This is a genomic window from Fusobacterium perfoetens ATCC 29250, assembly GCF_000622245.1.
Lineage (GTDB): Bacteria > Fusobacteriota > Fusobacteriia > Fusobacteriales > Fusobacteriaceae > Fusobacterium_B > Fusobacterium_B perfoetens.
This window is the reverse complement of record NZ_JHXW01000003.1, coordinates 249,536-273,935: the sequence shown is the minus strand read 5'-3', so window position 1 is coordinate 273,935 and position 24,400 is coordinate 249,536. Positions and strand designations below refer to the sequence as shown.

Annotated in this window: 20 protein-coding genes; all 20 read right to left on the bottom strand. The window is 24.1% G+C overall.

The genetic code is table 11. From position 1 onward, the window contains the following. Positions 1 to 3: 3 nt before the first annotated feature. A complete protein-coding gene (locus T364_RS0101315) occupies positions 4 to 750 on the bottom strand; it encodes a DUF6339 family protein (RefSeq protein ID WP_027127960.1) in 747 nt (248 codons plus the stop codon). Continuing rightward, positions 750 to 1,619 (bottom strand): hypothetical protein, encoded by an 870-nt coding sequence (locus T364_RS0101310; protein WP_027127959.1) that lies wholly within the window; start codon positions 1,617 to 1,619, stop codon positions 750 to 752. The genes T364_RS0101315 and T364_RS0101310 overlap by 1 nt, the downstream gene beginning before the upstream one ends. Further along, positions 1,603 to 3,462 (bottom strand): hypothetical protein, encoded by a 1,860-nt coding sequence (locus T364_RS0101305; protein ID WP_027127958.1) that lies wholly within the window; start codon positions 3,460 to 3,462, stop codon positions 1,603 to 1,605. Before T364_RS0101305 ends, T364_RS0101310 begins: the two co-directional genes overlap by 17 nt. Positions 3,463 to 3,506: 44 nt before the next feature. Then, positions 3,507 to 4,214, bottom strand: a complete 708-nt coding sequence (locus T364_RS0101300; protein WP_027127957.1) for a DUF5131 family protein — start codon at positions 4,212 to 4,214, stop codon at positions 3,507 to 3,509. 15 nt (positions 4,215 to 4,229) lie between these two features. After that, complete coding sequence (gene tcmP, locus T364_RS0101295; protein ID WP_027127956.1) at positions 4,230 to 5,342, bottom strand: three-Cys-motif partner protein TcmP; 1,113 nt, start codon at positions 5,340 to 5,342, stop codon at positions 4,230 to 4,232. A gap of 28 nt (positions 5,343 to 5,370) precedes the next feature. Continuing rightward, a complete protein-coding gene (locus T364_RS0101290; RefSeq protein ID WP_027127955.1) occupies positions 5,371 to 5,745 on the bottom strand; it encodes a hypothetical protein in 375 nt (124 codons plus the stop codon). 20 nt (positions 5,746 to 5,765) lie between these two features. Continuing rightward, positions 5,766 to 9,449: an Eco57I restriction-modification methylase domain-containing protein gene (locus T364_RS0101285; protein ID WP_027127954.1), complete on the bottom strand. Its 3,684-nt coding sequence runs from the start codon at positions 9,447 to 9,449 to the stop codon at positions 5,766 to 5,768. A 17-nt stretch (positions 9,450 to 9,466) separates the two neighbouring features. After that, the gene (locus T364_RS0101280) at positions 9,467 to 10,189 is read right to left on the bottom strand and encodes a hypothetical protein (protein WP_027127953.1); all 723 of its coding nucleotides are present in this window, start codon (positions 10,187 to 10,189) and stop codon (positions 9,467 to 9,469) included. Continuing rightward, complete coding sequence (locus T364_RS0101275) at positions 10,176 to 11,516, bottom strand: AAA family ATPase (protein ID WP_027127952.1); 1,341 nt, start codon at positions 11,514 to 11,516, stop codon at positions 10,176 to 10,178. Before T364_RS0101275 ends, T364_RS0101280 begins: the two co-directional genes overlap by 14 nt. Before the next feature lie 110 nt (positions 11,517 to 11,626). Beyond that, positions 11,627 to 14,812, bottom strand: a complete 3,186-nt coding sequence (locus T364_RS0101270; protein WP_027127951.1) for a helicase-related protein — start codon at positions 14,810 to 14,812, stop codon at positions 11,627 to 11,629. A gap of 260 nt (positions 14,813 to 15,072) precedes the next feature. Beyond that, a complete protein-coding gene (locus tag T364_RS0101265; RefSeq protein ID WP_027127950.1) occupies positions 15,073 to 15,831 on the bottom strand; it encodes a transporter substrate-binding domain-containing protein in 759 nt (252 codons plus the stop codon). 96 nt (positions 15,832 to 15,927) lie between these two features. After that, positions 15,928 to 16,734 carry a Cof-type HAD-IIB family hydrolase gene (locus T364_RS0101260; RefSeq protein WP_027127949.1) on the bottom strand — a complete coding sequence of 269 codons (807 nt, stop codon included), beginning with the start codon at positions 16,732 to 16,734 and terminating at the stop codon, positions 15,928 to 15,930. A 57-nt stretch (positions 16,735 to 16,791) separates the two neighbouring features. Continuing rightward, on the bottom strand, positions 16,792 to 17,460 hold the full coding sequence (gene deoC, locus T364_RS0101255; protein ID WP_027127948.1) for a deoxyribose-phosphate aldolase: 669 nt from the start codon (positions 17,458 to 17,460) through the stop codon (positions 16,792 to 16,794). A gap of 20 nt (positions 17,461 to 17,480) precedes the next feature. Further along, positions 17,481 to 18,125: a fructose-6-phosphate aldolase gene (fsa, locus tag T364_RS0101250; RefSeq protein ID WP_027127947.1), complete on the bottom strand. Its 645-nt coding sequence runs from the start codon at positions 18,123 to 18,125 to the stop codon at positions 17,481 to 17,483. 18 nt (positions 18,126 to 18,143) lie between these two features. Beyond that, positions 18,144 to 19,085: a transketolase family protein gene (locus tag T364_RS0101245; RefSeq protein WP_027127946.1), complete on the bottom strand. Its 942-nt coding sequence runs from the start codon at positions 19,083 to 19,085 to the stop codon at positions 18,144 to 18,146. Positions 19,086 to 19,099: 14 nt separating this feature from the next. Further along, a complete protein-coding gene (locus T364_RS0101240) occupies positions 19,100 to 19,921 on the bottom strand; it encodes a transketolase (protein WP_027127945.1) in 822 nt (273 codons plus the stop codon). Between the two features lie 72 nt (positions 19,922 to 19,993). Next, positions 19,994 to 21,331: a PTS ascorbate transporter subunit IIC gene (locus tag T364_RS0101235; RefSeq protein WP_027127944.1), complete on the bottom strand. Its 1,338-nt coding sequence runs from the start codon at positions 21,329 to 21,331 to the stop codon at positions 19,994 to 19,996. 43 nt (positions 21,332 to 21,374) lie between these two features. Continuing rightward, on the bottom strand, positions 21,375 to 21,650 hold the full coding sequence (locus T364_RS0101230) for a PTS sugar transporter subunit IIB (RefSeq protein WP_027127943.1): 276 nt from the start codon (positions 21,648 to 21,650) through the stop codon (positions 21,375 to 21,377). A 50-nt stretch (positions 21,651 to 21,700) separates the two neighbouring features. Then, a complete protein-coding gene (locus tag T364_RS0101225; protein ID WP_027127942.1) occupies positions 21,701 to 22,132 on the bottom strand; it encodes a PTS sugar transporter subunit IIA in 432 nt (143 codons plus the stop codon). Between the two features lie 162 nt (positions 22,133 to 22,294). Continuing rightward, entirely contained in the window at positions 22,295 to 24,349 is a 2,055-nt protein-coding gene (locus T364_RS0101220; RefSeq protein WP_027127941.1) for a BglG family transcription antiterminator, read from the bottom strand. Positions 24,350 to 24,400: the final 51 nt, after the last annotated feature.

The following is a 24,400-nucleotide window of genomic DNA, read 5'->3' as shown; positions in this document are numbered from 1 at the left end:
TAATTATTCTCCTTTCAAATACTTTTCATAAAAATGTTTTTTTATTTTTTCTTTTAATTCATCTTGTGTTAAATAATCTATTATAATTATTCCAGCTATCATATTTGTATATCTTAGAATTTCATGAAATTTTTTTCTTTCAATTTTTCCTACTTCTTTTTCTATTTCTGCTAATGCTACTAAAACTGCTCTTGCTATTTTTGGATTATTTGTATAATTACTTGAAAACAAGCTTAAAACTTTAGTAGAAAAATCATTTTCTAAAAATTCTAAAGCATAATAAGGATTCTCTTTATTTTCTTTATCATATATTAATCTTCCTACCCACCATAAACGAGATAATGGGTTGGTAATTAAACTTCTTTTATGTCCTTGTTTAAAGAAATAATTATTTAATATTTTTTCTTCTTTTATTTCTTCAAAATTTTGTATTTTACATCTATATTTTAAAAACTTCCAAAAATGAGTATGAGATAATCCTACCCAAAATCTTTCATCTGATGCTTGGGTATCACTAATTTCTTTTAAATTATCATACAAAATTTTTACATTTATGTAGTCTAATGATTCTGGTTTATCCGAATTCATTTCTAAAGAAAAATCAGGAACAGGAATTTTAAACTCTTGAAGTGGTTCTTCATATTTTTCATAAATCCAATTATTATCATCTAAAGTATAATTTTTTAAGTTATATTTTACATTATCTTTAAAATAATTTAATGCTTCTTCTTTCATAAAGTATAATTTCATTATTCTTCCTCTCCTTCATTATCTTCTTGTCTTAATGCTGACAATGCTCTTCCTAAAGGATAACTTAATAATTTTTGGGCTAATACTATTGAATCTTCCTCTAAAGTTTCTTTTGTTAATTCATAATTATAATTTTTAAAAATATGTTTTAAAGCTCTAAACCATCTATAATCATTATTTTCTATTTCTTCAAACTCTAATTTTAAATGTTCTAAAACATAAATTAAAGCAGGAAAAATAATTCCTATATTTATTGAATCTCTATTTTTAGAAGTATTTAATACTAATTGGTTATAATTTTCATAATCTGATTTATTCAAACTTATTTTTATTTTTTCTGAATTATATTCTATTCCCATTCCAATTTCTTCTTCTGTTTCTCTTTTACAAATAGTAAATATTGACGGAATAGTTCCTAATTCTTCTTTTTCTTTTTCAACTTCTAATCTATATTGATTTCCAATAGCTAAAATTGTTCCTTTTTGTAAATTAAATTTTATTCCAAAATAATCTTGATTAAAGTTTAAATTACTATAATTTATTAATTCTTGTTTAGCTACGATAAATGTAGATATTTGTATCTTTCCTAAAATATTTTCATCTTTTATAGTTTCTACTACTAATTTATCTGATGTTGCTATTATTTTCCTATAAGATGTTCTTGGACATTCTATATGTATTACATATTCTATTTTTTCTTCTGATAACATTTTTTCTAATTCTTTATTTTTTAATTTAAAACCTACTTGTAATTTTATACTTCTTATTTCTCTTTTTATCTCTACAATAGAAGAAAATTCAGAATTTATATAATCATCTGTTTTTTCCCACAAAACAGGATGAGGAAAAAGTTTATATCTTATTTCCATTTATTTTTACCTCCATAGAATAGGTATCTTCATCATTCAAAATAAAAAATATTGAATAATTTATTCCCTTTTCTAATTTTCCTAAGAAAATTTTATTATCTCTAAACGTTGCTATTTTATTATTATAATATGCTTCTTTTATAGTTAAAAAACCATTTCCTTGTTCTCCTGCTATAAATAATTCAACTATAGAATTTTCTATTATTTCTTCTATTAAAAAATTTAATCTATATATTTTTTTTATATCATCTGATACTAGTAATCTTAATTTAGTTGGTGTTACTTGTACAGTTTTATTTATTTTATTATTTCCTTCTCCTTCGTTACCTGTTCCATTAAAATAATTACTTTTTTCACTTGTTTTCTTTGATTTATTTTTAGAAAAATGAGAGTTTAATATATCTTCATCTGTCATATAACCCTCTCCTTCTATTTCATCATAAAAGTTATTTTCTTTTCTTACATTATTCATTTTACTATTTATTAATTGAATTTTTTCTAAAGAAATATCATGTATTTCATTTGAAATAGTTTCTTTCTTATTATCTTGAGTTTCTAAACAAGAATCTTTTATATCAGGAATATATTCCCCTATTCCAACAGCGTCCATTTCATCTGTTATTGTTTCTCTTCCTTTTTCAAATACAGCATTCTTTAAATATGAAAATAATTCTTTTTTCATTTGTTTTGCTTCTTTTGGTTTTTGATGTCTATCTGGTTCCCAATCATTATGTTGAGGAGTTTCCATTTCCCTAAAATAAGAATTTATTTCTTCATCTTCTAAAATACACACTCCTGAAAACTGAATACTTGAAGAAATTCTTTTTTTATCAAATATTTTCATTCCATTACTTCTAGCCATTAAAATAGACCTTTTATAATTTTTCTTAATTTGAAGATATAATTTTAACTTTCCTAATCCCATAAAATTATATTCTACAGGTTCTTTATCTTCTAATAAAACTTCATAATAATTATATGTTACTGGTATTTCTTCTTTATATTTTTCCATAAGAAATCCTAAAGTTTCTTTTTTTATTTCTATATTTTCTACCTTTACAACTAAATTTTCATTTATAATACTTATTAAATATCCCTCTAAAGTAGCTTTTATTATTTCATCTATCCAATTTTCATCATTTAAAAAACCTAAAACAAAAATATCTGTTCCTATCTCTTTTCTTTCAAAGTTACTAAAAGAAGTTTTTTCAAAAATAGGAGAATTAGTTCTTTTATTCCCATAATAACCTGTTCCTTGAGTTACATATCCACTTTCTTCAAAAGAAACTAAATTTGCAACACCTTGAGAAGCCTCTATTCCATCTTTATCTATTGTACTATAAAATATTGTTCTCAAATCAGAGCAAGCAAAAGGAGCTGATTTTCCTATTCCAAAACTTCCACCTGAATTTCCACCTTTATCTGAAACTCCTGAAGCTTTTACTAAATTTTGCCAACAAGAATTTCTTTCTAAATTTGCTCCTGTTAATCCTGTTGTATTATAATCACTTATTCTTAATACTCTTATTTTTGAACTTAAAAAAATTTTATCTATTTTACTTAAAAAAGTCATTGTTTTTTTATTATCTATCCAATATTTTTTACATTTTTCAAAAATTTCTTCTAATTCATATATTCTTGGCTCTTTCTTTATATCTATTTCATCTAGCTTAAATTCTACTAAAACTGGTTTTGTTAAATCTAATCTTGCATCTAATGAGTTCTGACATATCTCTCTTGCTAAAGAACCATATAAATTTCCTTTAAATGTTTCTATTCCTGCTTCACTTATTCCTGTTATTTTTCCATAATTATTACTAGGAAAATTCCAACCTATTTCCATAATATTTTTATAACTAACTTTATTAGTTATTTCCCCCTTCTTTTCTATTTTTTAGGATATTCTAAATATTGTTTTCCATTTAATAAATTTCCATTTTTTTTCTTATTAAATCCACCCCATTGTTTAAAGAAAAAACTTATATTTTCTTCTCTACATTTCTTTAATAAGTTTTCTACCCATTCTTTTTTTATTTCTCTTGCTTTTGTTCCTGATTCTCCACCTACTATTACCCAATCTATTCCTTTTAATTTTACATCTTCTAAATCTTCTAATAAAGGTTCACAAGAAAGAAATTTTATTTTACATTTTATTTTTAATAAATCATTTATTCTATATAGTGAATCCTTATTTTCTACTGTTACTCCCATCCAAATATTATCAGTAAAATTTAATTTTTTAGAAAGTTCTACCATTCTTTTAGAACGCTTTGTTAAAACTTGAAAAGTATGTTCTTTTGCTAAATTCATTATCTTAAAAATTTTTTCAATTTCTTCATCTTTTATATTTTCATGAAAAATATCAGACATAGAATTTACAAAAACCATTCTTGATTTTTTCCATTTTAATGGCAATTCTAAAATTTCTTCATGAAATGTAGGTACAAAACCATTTATATATCTTTTATTTCCCATTGCTTTTAAACGTTTTGCCATTTTTTTAGCATAACAATTTTTACATCCTTCACTTATAGGAGTACATCCTGTTATAGGATTCCAAGTTTCCTCTGTCCATTCAATTCTACTTTTACTCATTTTTACTCCTTAATATTATTTAAATATATAAGTAGAATTCACTTTATTAGTTCCTTCTCTTATTATTTTTCCTTCTTCTTGTAATGGTGTTAAAGTTTTTCTTTGAATATGAGATTCAATAAAAATAGTTTTTTCTACTACAAATTTACAAATATCTTGATAAGTTACTTTTTTCCCTTTAAATTCATTAATTAAAATTTCTTTCAAATCTTCTACTTTATTTTTTATATTTATTTCTCTTTTTTCTTTTTTTAATTTTTTATTTGCTTCATCAGAAAATAATGATAAGTTTAAATTGTTTTTCTCTCCTTTATTTTTATGTTGTAAATCTCCATCTGATACTCTCCAAATAGCCTCTTTTATTTTTTCATATCCTCTAGGATGATGTGTTATAAATACAAGAAAATATATTGTAACATTTTTAGTATTTAAAAACTCATAAGATGCTGTATAGATTTCCTTATCTACCTCTTTCTTCAAATTATTAATGAAAATCTCATTAAATTCTTTACCACTTTTTTGCAAATTTTTATCTAATCTATAAAAATTTTTATACTTCTCTGGATATTCTTTTATATTTCTTACAACATCTGAAACCATATGATTAAATATTATTTCAGTATCATCATCTTCTAAAATTTGCTTCATATTGCTCATTGAAACTATATCATCAGCTATTTTATAAGGGTCAATAAAAAATAACACTTTTTTATTAGAATATCGTTTTATTATTTTCATTACTTTTTTTATATGTTCATTAGCTGTTATTTCATCATATTCTACTTTTATTCTATTATCTAAAGACATTTTTTCTATTAATTCTTTTAAATGTATTATTCTTTCTTCATTATAATCATTAAAATAACATTTTACACGAACTTTTTTATCTTTATTTTTTAATAAAATATCATTAAAAATCTTTAAAGCTATTATAGGCGAACCTTCTTCTCCATTTTTATATTCTCCTGCATTAGAAAAACTATCAACATAAATAATATTATTATATTTAATATTATTTGATATTTTACGATTTATTAAAATATAAAACCAAACTGGTAAATATTCTTTTAAATACTCATGCTTGTGTTCTGTTTGTTCTTTATATTCATCTAATTCTAACTTCGACATAATACCCCCTATTTTAGAATTTTTTTATTTATCCTCTCAAACCTATTTTTTTAGCTATTCTTTTTATTTGAAGTATAAAACTATCATTTTTTCTTTCATCTGTCATATTTTTAAAAGGTGTATATGCCCACCTATATATTTGTTCAATACTTCCATAACCTCTTTTAAATAGCTTTGCATATTTTAAAATATTCTCTTTTGAAGGAGCTGAATTTAAAATTATTTCTAATTCATAGTCTTCCCATTTTTTTCCTTTATTTTCTAAAACTCTTTCAGAACTAATTTCTATTTCATAATCTAAAAGTATCTTTTTAATATATTCTATTTTTTCTTCAAATGTTAAATTATCCACTTCTTGTTTTAAAAGTTCTTCTACTTCTAATTTAAATTCCTTTTTATTCATTTTATTTTCCTCTTATTATATTAAAAATTTCTTATTAATTCTTTTTCCTCTTCTGTTAATTCATATAAATCATAAATCATTTCATCAATTTGATTTTCAAGTTCTTGTGTATCTTTATCTGATTTTTTTAATTCCATAATTCTATCAACTAAATTTATTATTTTTTCTTCAATATCAATATTAGCTATTTTTATAGGAATATTCATTAAAGGTTCTTTATCTATTTGATAATTGCTTCCTTGCATTTTTCCCATATGTCTTAACCAGAAAGCAATTAATTTAGAATTTAACAGACCTGTTAAATATTTCATATTAAGTCTATCAGTTTTAATAGAAAAAAAAGTTTGAGGAATATAACAATCTTCTTCACAATATGTAAAAGTTGGCTCTTTCACACATTTTCTTAAAGAAATTATTTTTTCTCTTTGAAAAAACTTTTCTTCTCTTGCCCTATGTAAGCCATAGGGTTTATTATCAGAAGTTATTATCTCTGAATAAATATCTAAATGTTTCTTTATTTTAGGATAATTTTCGATATTTTCTTTTATTGAAGATTTAGTATAGATTATCCAATATTTATTTTTATTTATTAAAGCATATTTTTTTAATTCATCAGTAGTATAATAAGGTTTTATCAAATCTTTTATTTCATTTTCCGAAAAGTTTTTTTGTCTAATTTCATCACTATTTAAAACAAAAATTCCCTCACCAATTTTTCTATTTAATTTTATTGCATTTTCTTTATTTAAAAAATCTTGTGGAGATACAATTCCTTGTGCAATTTCATCTTTTTTTAAAGTTATCGTTTTAACTTTTATTTTATCTAGCATATTTTTTAAACTTAAATTTAAAAATACAATATTATCATTTTCTTTATATTCTTTTCTATTCAAACTAGAAATATAATATGAATAACTTTTATCTTGCTCTATTCTATTAAAAAATTCTACATATTTAAATTTTGTTTTATCTAAAACTTTTGCAACTTTTATAGAATTTTCTAAATTTTTATTTTTTTGTAGTAAGAATATCATTGTTTGTTGCATAGCATTTTCAAAGACCATATAATCTCCAAAATCAATAAATTCCTTTATTATCATTTCTTTCATTATATGATTTCTCATTTTCTTTCCACCTGCTGTGGTAGTCCAATTATTTGGAGCTATATAACTTAGTATTCCATTTTCTTTTAAAATTTCTATTCCTAAAGAAGTAAAAAAATACCAAAAATCCATTTTCCCTATATAATATTTTTCTCCAAAACTTGTTTTTTGTACAGGAACAAATATTTCTTTCTTTTTTCCTTCTCCAACATATGGTGGATTACCTATTACTATATCAAATCCCCCATTTTCTTTAAATACTTTTGCAAATTCAAGTTTCCATAAGAAATATGGTTTTCTTCTCTCTCTTCTTCCTTTTTCTATCTCTTGAAGTTTATCTAATCTTCCATTTGCTTCTAAAGTAATTTTTATTAAATCATTTTCTAAATTTTCTATCTCATTTTTTAATTCTTTTTTCTTTTCAGAATTTTTTTCATTAAAATATTCAGCTTGTTTAGAGAAAATTTCTTCTAATATATCTGCTTTTTCTTCTTCTGTTCCTCTGATTAATGACATTTGTTGATAAGTTTTTTTCTTTTTTAATTCTTTTTCTAATATCTCATCATTTAATAATGATTCATCAAAAAGTTTCATTCCCTCAAATTCATCTATTAATGAATTTCCTATCATAAAATTAAAATCTAAGTTTGGTAGTGGTTTCACATTATCATTATCACTATCTACCAATATAGAAAGCCAAAGTCTTAATTTTGTAATATCAATAGCACTTGGCTCTATATCTACTCCATGTAAACAATTTTGAATAGTTTCTAATTTTAACTTATATAACTTTCTATTTCTTTGTTTTTTATCTATTCTTTTCCAATAATTATTCTCATCTTTTTCTTTTAATACTTCTATCATATTAATATAGAAAGTTAATATATTTCTTGCTCTTACTATCTCATTTAAAATTCCTAATGGAAATGCTCCAGAACCACAAGCTGGGTCAGCAATTTTAACTTTTATTAATAATTCATCTATCAATTTTGAATTTGTTATTATATTTCTAGGCATACCAAAAATATCTCTGGTTAAAGGTTTTTTATCCTTTATATAATCCTTTTCAAAGATTTGTTGGTCATATTCCTTTGTAAATTCTCCTAAATTAAATAAATATTCTAAATCTTCTTTTGTAATCTCTTTTCCCTCTAAATTAGTTAAAAGATAATTCATTATACTTTCATTAGTCATATAACGAACTATTTCTCTTGGAGTATAAAATGCTCCCTTTGATTTTCTATCAGATACATCAAGAAGATTTTCAAAAACCTTACCTAACATTTCAGGGTCTACTGCTACTTCTGTTTCATATGAATCATTTTCATTAATTGTAAAATTATACATATCAAATATATCTAAAATACCTGTTTTTTCATCATTAGAAAAAAGTTTATCATCTAAATTAAATTTTGTTTCTCTCCATTTATAATCTCCATAAGGGTCAAATAATCCCCCATTTAAAAATGGAATACGACTATTAAATTCTGCTGAATATTGAATTTCTCCTCTTTCTTCACTGAAATTATTATAGAATAAAATCTCTAAATAATCCTCAAAGAAAGTTTTTGTATTTTCTGTATCTTTTTTCTTATGTTCTTCAAATAAATTTCTAAGAAACTTTTTATCTCCAACTCCCCAATCTTTAAAATATCCTGTATTTTTAAATGGTCCTGCTAAAAGTTCACTTTCTGTTTTATTATCAAGTTTTCTTAAACTTTCACTATTTAAAGAATATAAATCTCTATCTACTCTTTCATAAACTTTTTCTAAGATTTCTCTTTCTTTATCCAAAGCCCTATTATATATTCTATTATATTCATTATAATCCAAAGATTCAGGAACTATTTTTATTCCTAACCAACCTTTTTTCTGTAAGAAATATATAAAAGAAATTTGTCCCATAAGCTTTTTAGCGAATCCCTCTGCAAAACTTTCAGGTTTTTCTGTATCATGTTTCTTTGCTTCGTCCATAAAGTTTTTATCATTAATTAAAGTTTCTTTTATATCAAGATATTTATTTTTATATTCTTTGAAAAATTCATTTGTTACTTTTTCAAGAGCGAATAATTCCTCTAATTGATTTAAAGATACTTTTTCTTCTATGCTATTTAAAGTATAAAATTGGTCTTTAGCTGTTTTACAAGCCTCTCCCTCTCCTACTACATAAGACAATCTTTTAGCTGGAGTTATCTTTTCTTCTACACCTTTCATTGTAAACTCATAATTAAGTTTTATAAAAGATATTCTCCAATGTTTACTTTCTTCATTATAAAATACAACTAAAGCTCCATCTTTTTCATCAATTCTCAATAATTTTGCAATAAATTCTCTTTGCTTTACTCTTGCTCTTACTGGGTCTTTATCTTCTTTCACTTTTACACACATTATAAGTATTTTATTTTTTTCTCTATCTGTGTAATTAGCTATTACTTGATAACTTGTTATATATGATAAAAATACTGCATAAACTTTTTTAGATTCACTACTATTAGCTACATTAACATTTAATATATTTGCTGTAAATTCTTTAAAATTATCCAAATTAAATTTATTATCAAATAAATTGTTGATAATTCTTTTTTTATTTTCTAAGTCCATATTCCCTTATTCTCCTATTAACTATTCTCCTCTTCCAATTCATTTAAAAAGATATATAAATTATTATATCTATGTAAGGAATTTTTATCTTTTTGAATAAAATTCCAAGTAGTATTGTAATCTCCATTTGCTTTACATCCTTCTGAATTAAAAAAATTTATAAATCCCTCTTTATTATTTTGATAAGTTCTTCTAAATTCAAAAGCTTTTTCTACTTTTTTATCATTCGATAAATTCATTTCATTAAATAAAACATGGTCTAAATTACATGACATATAAAATATTCTATATTTTATTTCTTCATCTACTTTTTTTGTATTCAATAAGACTCTAATTTTTCCTATCTTATCATTATTTCTTTTAATAACTTTATTTTTACTATTTGATTTAATACAATCTAAAGTATAATAAAATTCTTTAATATTTCTATCAACTACAATACAACTATCAGGAATAAAAGCCCCATCTGTATCTATAAGATGAATAACTTCATATATATCATCTCTTTTTAATTTCATATCATCTCTAATACTTTCTATTTTTTCACTTAATTTCTCTACACAATTAGTATAAGTTACTAAAAAATTAGAGGTAATATCTCCATCTGTAGTATAAACTTTTATATTTTTACTAGTATAAAATTTTTCTATTAAATTAAGTGCTGTTTTATCACTTTTTCCTTCAACTAATAAAATAACAACTTTTCTTTTAATAACTTCCTCTTTTTTATTTTTTGGCATCTAAAACACCTGCCTCATATAAAGCAAATTCTATATCACCATTATTAGTTTCTTCATATAATTTTTCATTTTGTTCTTGCATTGTCATTTCTCTTATATAAACATCTCTTAAATTATTACTAGGTTTTATATTTTTTAATCTTATATATCTATTATTTTCATTTGTTGTAGTAAATACAATAGAGTCTTTATGAAGCTTTTCTAGTATTCTTAAATTATGAGAAGTAAATATAAGTTGTCCTTTTGTTCCATCTTCTAATATTGAAAGTAATTCTCCTAATAAATATTCAAAAATTCCTGAATCTAATTCATCTATAACTAAGCATACTTTTTTATCATTATATATTGCTATTAAAGCACTTAATATAGATACTATTTTCTTTATTCCATCTGATTCATTTTTAAATGGAATTTTTTTATTATTCCTAATAGAAATTAATTGAAAAACGACATTAATTTTATCATTAGCTACAAACTCTTTATTTTTTTCAAATAATTCAAGTTTCATATTAGGAATTATTGAATTTAAAACAACATTTATTTGATTTATAACTTTATGTAACTCATCACAAAGTTTTTCATTTATAACTATATTCTTATCTGTTATTATAAAACTTCCAAAAGTTTTATTTGTCTTTACATTTAAAGGAAATACCGTATTTAAGTTTATAACTCCCATATTTTCATTTGAAATTACTATTAAATCCATCAATCCAAATTTCTTTAAAAGATTAATAATTTCGATTATATCCTCGTATTCTTTTTTCTCATCTTTTAATATTTCCATTAAATCATTTGAAAAGAGAAAAGAAACTGAACTTTGTTCAGATAATATTTTAGCGAGTTTTAATTCCATTTCCTTTTTTGAAATTAATTCTTTAAAATTCTCAACATTTTTTAATAATTCTTTTCTTGTACTTCCTATTAAAACTTTTTTATGACTAGATTTTTCATTTATTACTTCAGAATACTTTATTATCTCTTTTTCTACTAAAACTCTTTTTTCTTCTTCTCCATTTATTTCTTTTTTTAATTTTTTTAATGATAACTCTAAAATAATTTTATATTTTTTCATTGAAGTTTCTATATCAAAATGAAATTTTAATCCACAAACTTTTGTATCTACTCCTATTAAGTCATATATATAATCTAGTTTCTTTCCACATAAAATATTTTTTAATATATTCATAGAATCTACTAAAGCTGTTTTTCCAGAACCATTTTGTCCATATAATCCTGTTATATTTTCTTTAAAATCAATTATACCTGATTTAACATTTTTTATATTTTTTAATTCTACTTTAAATATCTTAGCTATTCTTTCCATTTTTTATGTACCCCTCAAACTATAATATAAATAGATTCTATCACTTCTATGATTTTTTATCAATATTTTTATCAAAATCGTTATAAAAAATTACGATTTTAAATATTTTTTTAAATTAAATATTCTGACAATAATACTTCTATTTTTCCTTGAGTTTTATCTACTTTCCTTTGAGTTACACCTTTATATTCTTCTGGTATACTTTCATAAAATACTTCTAATATTTTATGTGGATTTAAAGTTTCTAATACTTTTTTACATTGAGTTAAAATATTTTTTACATTTGCTTTAGAAAGTTTTCCTACCTCAAAAATTTCTATAATTTTTTCTAATTTTTTCTCTTCACTTTCACTAAATTTTTTATAATTTTTTAATCCTAAAATTATTTTATTTATCTCTCTACTTGTTCCAGCTTTTCTTCCCTCTTCACTTTTTTTACTTTCACTATCAACAGAGAATTGTTCTTTATTTATTGCTAATAATTGATAAAACTCCATATCAATTTTTTTCTTAGGTTCATCTTCTTCACACTTAAAATATTTAACAGCGTCAAAGAAATTTAACTCTTTAACATCTAATTTTCTATTAGTTATATATATTCTTTTAATATCTCCTTTTTTTAAAAAAGATATTGTACTTGGTTCTATATAAGTTTCTGTGTATTCTCTTGCGCTTTTACTTTTCTTAGGAAGATTTTTTATTTTGAAATATAATTCTTCATTTTCATCTCTTATTTTTCTAATAAGTGATAGATACTCTAATTCTGTTTCTCCTATTTCATTTTCATCCTCTAAAGAAGCCATTAATTTATCATAAAGTCCATAAGAATCTATTTCTTCATCATCAGATAAATATTTAAAATCTTCTCCTAAAGTATTATGAAAAGCTTGTATCTTATTTAAAATATTATCTCTTAATGATAAATGTTCGTCTGTTTTTGATGTTGGGAAAAAGTTAAATACATATATTTTATCAAATTTAGTTCCAACTCTATTTATACGTCCTATTCTTTGCATTATCTTTGTTGGATTCCATGGTAAATCATAATTTATAATTACATTACTTCTATGTAAGTTTATTCCCTCTGCTAATACATCTGTTGTAACTAAAATATTATATCTATCTTCTTTTTTTCCTTTAAAAGTAGGGTCAAAGTTTGCTGTTATTATTTCCTTTTTAGAAAGTGAAGAATCTCCTGTATAACAAATTACATCTTTTTCTATTTCTTTTTCTATGTTTTTACTTAAATATTCAGCTGTTTCTTTTGATTCTGTAAATATGATTAATTTAGATTTTTTTAAAATTTTATTATTTTTCAACTCATTTAAAAAATATTCTAATTTACAATCTTTTTCACCTAATTTTTCTATGCTATCATACATCTCTGATAAAATTTCTAAATCTTTTTCTAAATCTTCTCTCAATTCTTCTCTAAACTCTGATGAAAAATATTTATCTATTTCCCCATTATTTACTAATTCTAAAAGTTTTTCGTCATCTTCATTGTCTAATAAATCATATACATTATATTTTTTACTAATATATACAACCCCTGTATCATACATTTTTATAAATCTTTCATAAGATTCTTTAAATCTTCTTATTGTATTTTTAAAAGCAAAAAAACTACTTTCTAATCTTTTTAAAAGTAATGCTTTCATAAATCCTTGCATATTATTTTGACCTGCCATCAATATTTTTTCTTCACTATCCGGGTCTAATAAATAATATAAAGTTTTATATCTTGAATATTTTAAAGTTCCAATAGCTTTTAATAATTTTTCAAATATCTCATTTGTTTTTTCATCAAAAGTATATACTATTTGTTCAGGTTCTCCTAAATTAGGAAATACCAAACCTTGTTTTTCTATATCATTTTTATAATATTTTTTTATTTCATTTCTTAATCTTCTAACCATTATTTTCTTTAAAACTTTTTCTCTTATTTCTGATGAATTTGCTTTTATAACTTCATTAACTTTCTCTTTATTAATATCTGTTGGATTATTTTTATATAATTTTACAGCATTTTTTTCTCTAGTATTTAATCTTAAGAAAAATTTTTCTATATTTGGTTCATCTTCTATTATATTTGATTCATTCTTATATTGAAATAAAGAAATAAGATGTAATAAGTCTAATGGACTATTATTTTGTGGTGTTGCTGATATTAATATTACTTTTTTATTTAAACATATTTTATGTAAATTTTCATATCCTTCTGTTCCATCATTTCTAAATCTATGAGCTTCATCTATAAATACATATTTAAAATAATCTTTGTCATAATTATTTATAATTTCATCTAATTTTCCTAATGAAACAACTTTAGCTACTACTCCAAAATCTAATAATACAGATTCCCAATAATTTTTTAATACAGGAGGACAAATAACTAATTTTTGCCCATATAATTCTCTTGCTAATAAGGCTGTAATATATGTTTTTCCTAATCCTACTACATCTGCTAAAAATACCCCATTATATTTTGATAACATTCTTTTAGCTTGATTTACAGCGTCTGTTTGATATTTATACTTTACAAATCCTGTTGGTAAATCTAAAACATTTATTTCTAATTTATCCTCATTTATCTCTTCTGAAAAATATTCAAATAAAAATTTTAAATATAATTCATAAGGTGTTATATCTTCTTTTATCCATGTATCGTTTTTTAAAGTAGATACATACTCTTCGCTTAAAGGCTCACTTTCATTCCATAATTTTTCAAATTTTTCTAAAGCAAAATTTACATCTATAGAATTTTTTAGTTCAACGTTAAATTCTAAATTTCCTCTAAAACCACTATATGAAAAATTACTAGAACCTGTTATTACTTTTCCATAATCATCAGATTTTTCTTGATTTTTTCTCATTATATAAACTTTTGCATGAATTTTATCATAAGGATAAACTCTTATTTCAATTTTTCCATTTTCTATAAACTCTATAAACTTTTTTACTCCCTGTTCTACTTTATAAGTATCTTCTGAATTTTCCATTTCATCTTTTACAGAATCTTTAGTATATTTTCTTATTTCTGATGGAGATAAAAATATTTTATCATCATTTCTAGCAATATTATTTATACGAATTATTTCCTCATCAACATTAATTCCTACCAATATTCTAATCTTTTCAACTTCTTCTAAAGCTTCATATAATTCATAAAATCCACTAGCTCTAAAATATCCAACTAAAACATCAAAAAATTGTGTATTACTTTTTATTATTTTTTTAAATCTATCTGATAATGTTTTTCCCTCTTCATTTGTAAAAAAAGTTAAATCGTTCATACTTATCCCTCTTTTTCATTTTTCTCTTATCTCTCTTATTTTACCACATTTCTTTTATAAATATAAGGAAAATATCTTTTCTCTTGTTTTTCTTTATAACTTTTATTACTTATAACTTACAATTTTTTATTTTTTTCTATTTTTATCAGTTATAACTTACAAAAAAGTATTTTTTGATATTTTTATCAGTTATAACTTATAAATTTTTTTCCACAAAAAAAGAGTTACTGTAAAATTTACAATAACTCTTTAAAAACTTCTTATCTTAAATATTCTTTTTGAAGTCTTTCTATTTCTCCTCTTACTTCTAATTCTTCTAAAACAAAATTAATTGTATTTAATAAGTGTACTTGGTCTTTAGCTACTAAATATCCCATTTGGCTCTTTGTAAATGGCTTATTTACACTAGCACCCTCTAATTTTTTATTATTTTTCTCATAAGTGATAGCTTCAGGAGTTTCTGTTACCATTACATCAACTTCTCCTTTTTCTACAGCCACAGGAACATCTAAATTATTTTTATAACGAATAATAGTTGCATTAGTTAAATAAGTATCAGCAAATTTTTCATTAGTTCCACCAATATTTACTCCAACTCTTACACTTGGTTTATTAACTTTTTCTATGCTATCATATTTTTTCTCTTGTCCTTTTCTAACAAGGAAACATTTTCCAAATACTAGATACCCTTTTGTCATTTCTCCTTCAACTTGTCTTGCTGCAGTTCTTGTTATTCCACCCATTCCTATGTCATATTTTCCTTTTTTCAAATCTTCTAACATAGTTTTCCAAGTTGTTGGGACAAATTCTATCTCTACACCTAACTCTTTTCCTATTAATTTTGCTACTTCTATATCATACCCACTATACTCTCCATCTTTTAAATAAGTAAAAGGTTTATAATCCCCTGTTGTTCCTACTCTTAAAACTTTATTTTTCATAATAGTTTTAACATTATCCTTTCCATAACCTAAAGTACAACAAAGTAACATCATTATTATTGCTAAAATCTTTTTCATATAATTCCTCCCCTCAGTATTTTATATGAAAATTATAGCAATAGTTAAATAATTTTTGTAGAGAACAATTTTTTTAATTATATGTTCGTAATGCTTTTATTTTAAAAACATTTCTTCTAAATATTTAGCTTCTCCATCTTCATTATTTGTTCCTATTATTTCACAATCAGGTAATAATTCTTTTAATTTTTTATCTCCATTCCCCATTATTATTCCTTTACCAACAAAAGAAAGCATTTCATTATCATTGAAAGCATCTCCAAAAGCTAAAATTTCACTAGCCTCAATATTTTCATGCTTCATTATTTCTATAATTCCCTCTCTTTTATTTGTTGATATATCCATTATTTCTAAACAACTTGGGTGAGATGTTGTAATATTTACTTTTCCTTTAAACCATTCATCTTCTAATAATTCATTTTCTAATTTTGCTATTTTACTAGAATCATCACAATAGAAAAACATTTTTTCTATTCTTTTATTTTTAAATTCCTCTAAATCTGATTCTAATGGAGAAAATTTTGATTCTACATGATATTCTCTAAAAGCTGGTATCATTTTTTGAGTATACCATTTATCTTTATAGTAAATATTTCTTGAAATTTCATCATCTATTTTTAATTCTATTAATTTTTTTGTTATCTCACTACTCATATTTGTGTTTCCAATTTCATTTCCATTTTTATCATGGATAAGAGAACCATTTCCAGAAATTAAATATGACCCTACTCCCACTTGTTTAAAGAAAAATTCAGCGTCTTTAAAATGTCTTCCTGTAGCTATAGAAAATTTTATTCCTTTTTCTGTTACTTTTCTTATAGTATCTATTGTGTGTTGAGATATTTTATGTTCTGAGTTTAAAAGAGTTCCGTCTAAGTCCGATACTATCATTTTGTATTTCATTTGTCCCTCCTTATTTAGAAAAAGGTGACTAATAAAAGCCACCTTTTTTATTACTTATTAATACATATTTTTTGACTCTTCACCTTTTATTATTTTAACAATTCTACTTGTTCCTAATCTATTAGCTCCAAGTTCCATAAATTTAGCTGCGTCATCAAGTGATGAAATTCCACCAGCAGCTTTTATTTTTACATCTTTTCCCACATATTTTTTCATAAGAGCTACATCTTCAAATGTTGCTCCTTTTGTAGAAAATCCTGTAGATGTTTTTATATATTCAGCTTTAGCTTCAGTTACTATTTCACACATTTTTATTTTTTCTTCTTCTGTTAAAAGACAAGTTTCAATAATAACTTTTAATATTTTTCCGTTACAAGCTTCATGAATAGCTTTAATTTCATTTAAAATATTTTCATATCTTTTATTTTTTACATCTCCGATATTGATAACCATATCAATTTCAGAAGCTCCATTTTCTATGGCATCTTTTGTTTCAAATACTTTTACAGCTGTTGTTGAATATCCATTTGGGAATCCAATTACTGTACAAATAGGTAATTTATCTCCTACATATTCTTTTGCTTCTTTTACATAAGAAGCTGGAATACAAGCTGAGGCAGTTCCATATTTTATTCCGTCATCTAATATTTGTTTTATTTCTTCCCAAGTAGCTGTTTGGGTTAAAAGTGTGTGGTCTACTATTTCTAAAATTTCTTTTTTATCCATTTTTTACCTCATTTAATTTTTTATTTTTTTGTAGCTTCCCAATCTTTTAAGAATTTTTCAATTCCAGCATCTGTTAAAGGGTGTTTTATCATAGATTGAATTACTTTGAAAGGTAGAGTTCCTATATGAGCTCCAGCTTGAGCAATTTCTTCTACATGATAAGGATTTCTTATACTAGCTCCTATAATTTCTGTAGTAATTCCATGTTTATCAAAAGTTTCTCTTATTTTTTTAATAAGTTCTACTCCACTTACTCCTGTATCTTCTAATCTTCCGATAAATGGACTTACAAATGAAGCTCCAGCTCTAGCTGCTAGTAAAGCTTGATTTAATGTAAAGATTAAAGTTAAATTTGTTTTTATTCCTAATTCTTTAAATCTTTTACAAGCTTTTAATCCTTCAAAAGTTGTAGGTAATTTTATTACTACATTTTTATGAATTTTTGCTAATTCAATTCCCTCTTCTACCATTTTATCAGCTTCTAAAGATAATACTTCAGCACTAATTGGTCCATCTACTATATTAGTAATTTCTGTAATTATTTTTTTGAAATCTCCATTTTCTTTTGCCACAAGTGATGGATTTGTAGTAACTCCAGCTAAAATTCCATAACTTTCAGCTTCTCTTATTTCATCAATATTTGCTGTATCTATAAATATTTTCATTATACACACCTCTATATTTTATAATAATTCTTTTGCTTTTTTTACAATTTCCTCAGCTGTTAGTTTATATTCTTCTCTTAAATAATCTAAAGTTCCAACTTGTCCAAATCTATCTTCTACACCTACTCTTCTCATTGGAACAGGATTATTTTCTACTAATACTTCAGCTACAGCACTTCCTAATCCACCTATAATATTGTGGTTTTCAGCTGTAACAAATCCTTTTGTTAATTTAGAATATTTTACAATTAAATCTTTATCTATTGGTTTTATTGTAAACATATCAATTACAGTAGCTTCAATTCCCTCTTCTAATAACATGTCAGCAGCTTTTAAAGCTTCTACTACCATTATTCCACAAGCTACTATTGTAACATCTTTTCCTTCTCTTAAAACTTTCCCTTTTCCAATTTCAAAAGTTTCGTCATCATTATATATTTTGTATGAACCTTTTCTTACAGCACTTAAATAATGAATTCCATAAATATCTTTTATTTGTCTTAAGATATTTTTCATCATAGTAGAATCTGTAATAGATATAACTGTTGCTGTTGGTATTGTTCTCATTAAAGCAATATCTTCAAAAGATGTATGAGTTCCACCATTGTGTTGTGTATATATTCCAGGGTCAGAACCTAATATTTTTATATTTGTTTTTGCATAAGCTCCAGATAAGAAAATTTGGTCAAACATTCTTCTTGTAGCAAATGGACTAAATGTATGAATGAAAGGAATATCTCCTACTAAAGAAAGTCCACTAGCCACTCCAACCATATTAGCTTCCATTATTCCACAGTTTATATAGTTTTCTTTATTAGATTTTGCTATTGAATTTGTTGAAATTGCTTCTGCTAAATCTGATTCAAGAACAAATACCCTTTTATCTTCATTTATCATTTCAACTAATGTTGTACTATATGCTTTTCTTAATTCTACGTTCTCTAATTCATATTTTGCCATTTTTTAATTTCCTCCTATTCAGCAGCCTCTAATTTTTCAATTTCTACTTTTAAAATTTCTTTCATTTCATCATTAAATCTAATATGATGATTTGCTTTTAATTCTTCAAAGTATTTAACTCCTTGACCTTTTATTGTATCAAGTACAATACATTTTGGAGCTCCTTCAACTTTTTCATTTACAGCTTTATCTATAGCCTCTACATCTGCCCCATTTACTCTTACAGTATGGAATCCAAAGCTTTCCATTTTTTTAACATAATCAAATGGATTACAAATTTCTTCTGTTGTTCCATCTAATTGTTTTTTATTTTCATCTATAAATACTGTAAAGTTATCTAATTTATTGTGAGCAGCAAATTGTATAGCTTCCCAACATTGTCCTTCATTTAATTCTCCATCTCCAACTATACAATAAACTTTTCTTTCACTATTTTTTCTTTTTAATCCAATAGCTATTCCAGTGGCTACAGAAATTCCTTGTCCTAAAGAACCTGTTGTCATATCTATTCCAGGAGTAAGATTTCTATCTGGATGGCTTGGTAATATAGTTCCGTTATTATTTAATGTATTTAATACTTCTAAATCAAAATATCCTTTTAATGCTAATGTTGAATATAGAGCTGGTCCAGCATGTCCTTTTGATAATACTAAGAAATCTCTATCTTCCATTTTAGGATTTTTTGGGTCTATTTTCATATTTGTATAAAGAACAGACAAAGTTTCTACTATTGACATAGCTCCACCTAAATGTCCAAATCCTCTATGTAATAACATTTTTAAAGTTTCTATTCTTATTCTGTTACTAAATTTTTTCATTTCTACATATCTTTCCATATTTTTAGTAAGCCCTCCTTAATTATTAAAGGCTATTTTTCAATAGCCTTTAATCAAAATCTTATTAATTTATTAATTTTCTTCTTTTTTATCTCTTGGGAAAACAAATGCTAAAGCAATAAATACAGCAAATACTACAAGTATTACATATTTATTAAAGTTTCCAGCTAATACTCCTAAAAGTGCTCCAACAACTCCAAAGTCAGCATCAGAGAATGTTGTATTAGCAAATCCTAATTCTCCTAATATTGGAAGTAAAACAACAGGAACAAATGTTATAAATACTCCATGAATAAATGAACCTATAACAGCTCCTCTTTTTCCTCCAGTAGCGTTTCCGAATACTCCAGCTGTGGCTCCACAGAAGAAGTGAGGTATAACTCCTGGTATGATTAATACCCAATTTAAAGCTCCTAAAATGAATAATCCTACGATTCCTCCTAAGAAGCTACATAAGAATCCAATTAATACAGCATTAGGTGCATAAGGGAATACAACTGGACAGTCAATAGCTGGTTTAGCATTAGGAACTATTTTTTGAGAAATTCCTGTAAATGCTGGAACTATTTCAGCAAGAATTAATCTTACACCTTGTAATACTACGAATACTCCAGCAGCGAATGTTATAGCTTGAAGTACAGAGTAGATTATAAAGTTTTGTCCATTACTTAAAGTAGTTTCTACATATTCTCTACCAGCAGCAAAAGCTGTAATTAAATATAATATTAACATTGTTAAAGAAATTGAAATTGAGCTATCTCTTAAGAATGTTAAGTTTTTAGGAAGATTCATTTCTTCTGTAGATTTTGAACCTTTTCCTACTAATTGACCAATTTTAGCTGATAAAACATATCCAACAGTTCCAAAATGTCCAAAAGCTACATCATCTGAACCAGTTATTTTTCTCATTGTTGGTTGAGCTAGAGCTGGGAAGAAAGCCATAGCAAATCCTAATACTACAGACCCAACAAATACTAACATTGCTCCTTCAAATCCTGCTACAGCTAGGATAACAGCTATCATACAAGCCATATAGAATGTATGGTGTCCTGTTAAGAAAATATATTTTAATTTTGTAATTCTAGCTATTACTATATTTGCTAACATTCCAAAAGTCATAATTAAAGCTGTTGCTGTTCCAAATTTTTGCATTGCTAAAGCAACTATTGCTTCATTGTTAGGAACAATTCCTTGAACTTTAAATCCAACTTCAAACATTTGACCAAATGGAGTAAGTCCTCCTACAAGGATTCCAGCTCCTCCTGTAAGAACTATAAATCCTAAAATTGTTTTAATTGTTCCCTTTACTGTATCAGAAAAGTTTTTCTTTTGACATAGTAATCCTACTAATGAAATTAATCCTACTAGTATAGCAGGCACACTTAAAATATCAACTAATAATTTTAACATAACCTTTTCCTCCTTAATATTATATAGTTTTTAATTTCTTAAACTATAATATTCCTTTTTCTTGGAATGCTTTTGTTATAGCCTCTTTAATTTCAGCTACATTTATAATATTAGCTAAAACTATTTTGTTAGAAACATTAGCACTTCCAGCTATATCTCTTGACATAATAAAGAAATCTGAATCTCCTTCTATAACTGAAGCTAAGTCTGTATGAGTTACCTCAGCTGTAATTCCTAATTCCTTTAAAACTTTTTTAACATTCATTTCTAGCATAAAGCTACTTCCTAATCCTGTTCCACATACTGCTGTTATTTTCATAATTAATTCCTCCTTAAAGATTTTATCTTGTTTTTATTTATAATTATTTTTTATAAGCAATTTATTATTTCTTCTAATGTTTTTGATTCTATAAGTTTTTCTATTTTTTCATCATCACCAAGAACATCAGTTAATTTTTCTATGATTTCTATATGAGAATCACTATTTTTTGCTGCTAAGATAAACATTAAATAAACCTTATCTGTATCCTCTGTAAATTTTACTCCTTCATTTATTTTTAAAAATGCTAAAGAACTTTCTAAAACATTTTCATCAGGTCTAGCGTGGGGCATAGCCACACCAGGTATTAAGATTACATATGGTCCTAATGTTTTTATATTTTGGATTATTCCTTCTACATATCCATATTTTATTTTTCCTTTTTCTATTAGAGGTTGTGCTCCAATTTCTATAGCTTTTTCCCAAGAATCAATATTTTCTATAACTTGGATATTTCCATCTAATATTTTCTTTATTCCCATTTAATTTCCTCCTCCAATTTATTTTTATATTATAATTCTACCTTAGTTTTTTTTGTTTGACAACTATCTTTTTTGTTCAAAATAAACTTTACATTTTTTGACAACTATATTTTTTATATAAAAAAAAGTGATAACTTTTTTAAATTACCACTTTTAAAAATATTATTTTTGAAAATTTATATATTTTAATGCTTGTTTTATCGTTTTTACTTTTAACATATTTTCTATAAAATTGTAATTTGAAATTAACTCAATTAAATCTGTCAAAGCATTTAAATGTTCTTTATCATCTTTAGAAGAAAAAGACAATAATATTTGTACTTTTCTCTCTCCTGGAAAAATTACAGGTTTTTTTAATACTACTAACCCCATCCCTGTTTTTAATACACTTTCATCTTTTTGAGCATGAGGAATAGCTATATTTTCTCCAATTACTATATATGAACCAAATTTCTTTACATTTTCTACCATAGAATTTATATATTCTTTTGTAGTAATTCCATTATCTACTAAAATTTGTCCTGATAATTTTACAGCTTCTTCCCAATTTTCTGCTTCTTGATTTAATAAAATATTTTTTTCTTTTAAAAAATCAGAAATTTTATACTCATTAGTTTCTGTATCATTTATAAGTCTTTGTTCAAAATATATATTTAAACCTTTTATTAATTCCTCTCTATTTTTGATTTCACAATTTTCTTCTATTATATTCATCAATTCAGAAAGCATATATCTTTTTCTTTGTTTTGATAGTGAGTATTTATCTATATTATTTATATCTTCTTGTGTTAATATAGATTTTACTTTTACAACAGGGATATTTATATCATTTTCTATTTCCACTGTACTTATTATTAAATCTACTTCCTCTTTGGCTATAGTTTTTTCTAAAAGATGCCTTGGAATTGTATCTACAATTTTTATTGTATATATCTCTTTAAGTTGTTGTACAAGTAAGCTCGAAGTTCCATATCCATAACCACAAACAACTAAAACTTTCTTCAAATTTTTACTTTTATATCTATTTCTATCAATGGCTGACTTAAAATAGATAGCTAAAAAAGCTATTTCATCATTTGAAAATTCTAAATTTGTATATTCTTCTATCTCTTTTACAGCACTTTTAGTATTATAAAATATAGTTGGATAACTATTTAAAACTTCTAAATATATTGAGTTTTCTAATTTAATTTTATTTTTTAGTCTATATATTGTAGGTTTTATATGATTTAATATTCCTTCTAACAATAATTTATCTTTAGATATATCCACATCTATTTTTTGATTGAAACTATCTATAAATTTTTTTACTAAAATATCAATTTCAATCCAATTTCTATAATAAGATTTATTAAAATTATATGTGTGACTTCCTAAAAAATAATCTGTTATTTGTAAAATTTCATTTTCTTCTAAAATAATATCATAAGAAGATTCTAAAATACTTTTTGCTTTTAAAATAGTATCATATTCATCAGTTTCTTTTAAAAATTGTTTATTAGGAATTTTATTTAATACTTTTCCCTGCTTTATTCTTATTATAGCTATAATTAAATAAATAGCTATAATATTATAAGCCTCATCTGAAATTATTTTATCAAGAATTTTTTGAATGTAATTAATGAAATTTTTTATAATATTTATATCTATATATTTTATGTATTCTTCTACTATCGTTTCTTTTTTATTTTTAAATTCTGGATTAGAATAAAAAATAAAATTAGAATATTTACATAAAAATTTTAATTGTTGCTTTCTTATATCAATCTCTTCACCAGATAAAATTAAACCCTCTTGTTGAGAAATTTTTAATTTTAAATTATTTTTTGATAATTCCTCTTTAATATCTCTTATATCATTTCTAATTGTAGTTCTACTTACATCTAATATTTCACTAGCTTTTGTTAGATTTATTTTTTCATCAAATACGCAAATAAAAGATAAATATTCTCTTCTTTCAGCTGTATCTAAATTACTTTCTTCTACTATTATTTCATTTTCAAGAAAAATTTTGTATTCTTCAAAATATATATTTCCACCAAACTCTCTTTTTAAAGGTTTCATCTTTATACTCTTTAGATAATCATCTATTTTTTCAAGCTCGTATCTTATACTTCTTTCAGAAATTTCTAATTCAGTAGAAAGTTTTTTTATAGTTCCTTTTCCTTGATTGTTGCACAAGTTTCTAAGGATATTATTTCCTTTTGACCCTAGCACTTTTGCCCTCCTTTTTTAGTTTTTCTTTCTATTTTAACACATTTTTTATGA

Coding starts and splice junctions, on each gene's coding strand:
- T364_RS0101315 (WP_027127960.1), bottom strand. CDS start 750: ATGAAATTATACTTTATGAAAGAAGAAGCATTAAATTATTTTAAAGAT.
- T364_RS0101310 (WP_027127959.1), bottom strand. CDS start 1,619: ATGGAAATAAGATATAAACTTTTTCCTCATCCTGTTTTGTGGGAAAAA.
- T364_RS0101305 (WP_027127958.1), bottom strand. CDS start 3,462: ATGGAAATAGGTTGGAATTTTCCTAGTAATAATTATGGAAAAATAACA.
- T364_RS0101300 (WP_027127957.1), bottom strand. CDS start 4,214: ATGAGTAAAAGTAGAATTGAATGGACAGAGGAAACTTGGAATCCTATA.
- tcmP (WP_027127956.1), bottom strand. CDS start 5,342: ATGTCGAAGTTAGAATTAGATGAATATAAAGAACAAACAGAACACAAG.
- T364_RS0101290 (WP_027127955.1), bottom strand. CDS start 5,745: ATGAATAAAAAGGAATTTAAATTAGAAGTAGAAGAACTTTTAAAACAA.
- T364_RS0101285 (WP_027127954.1), bottom strand. CDS start 9,449: ATGGACTTAGAAAATAAAAAAAGAATTATCAACAATTTATTTGATAAT.
- T364_RS0101280 (WP_027127953.1), bottom strand. CDS start 10,189: ATGCCAAAAAATAAAAAAGAGGAAGTTATTAAAAGAAAAGTTGTTATT.
- T364_RS0101275 (WP_027127952.1), bottom strand. CDS start 11,516: ATGGAAAGAATAGCTAAGATATTTAAAGTAGAATTAAAAAATATAAAA.
- T364_RS0101270 (WP_027127951.1), bottom strand. CDS start 14,812: ATGAACGATTTAACTTTTTTTACAAATGAAGAGGGAAAAACATTATCA.
- T364_RS0101265 (WP_027127950.1), bottom strand. CDS start 15,831: ATGAAAAAGATTTTAGCAATAATAATGATGTTACTTTGTTGTACTTTA.
- T364_RS0101260 (WP_027127949.1), bottom strand. CDS start 16,734: ATGAAATACAAAATGATAGTATCGGACTTAGACGGAACTCTTTTAAAC.
- deoC (WP_027127948.1), bottom strand. CDS start 17,460: ATGGATAAAAAAGAAATTTTAGAAATAGTAGACCACACACTTTTAACC.
- fsa (WP_027127947.1), bottom strand. CDS start 18,125: ATGAAAATATTTATAGATACAGCAAATATTGATGAAATAAGAGAAGCT.
- T364_RS0101245 (WP_027127946.1), bottom strand. CDS start 19,085: ATGGCAAAATATGAATTAGAGAACGTAGAATTAAGAAAAGCATATAGT.
- T364_RS0101240 (WP_027127945.1), bottom strand. CDS start 19,921: ATGGAAAGATATGTAGAAATGAAAAAATTTAGTAACAGAATAAGAATA.
- T364_RS0101235 (WP_027127944.1), bottom strand. CDS start 21,331: ATGTTAAAATTATTAGTTGATATTTTAAGTGTGCCTGCTATACTAGTA.
- T364_RS0101230 (WP_027127943.1), bottom strand. CDS start 21,650: ATGAAAATAACAGCAGTATGTGGAACAGGATTAGGAAGTAGCTTTATG.
- T364_RS0101225 (WP_027127942.1), bottom strand. CDS start 22,132: ATGGGAATAAAGAAAATATTAGATGGAAATATCCAAGTTATAGAAAAT.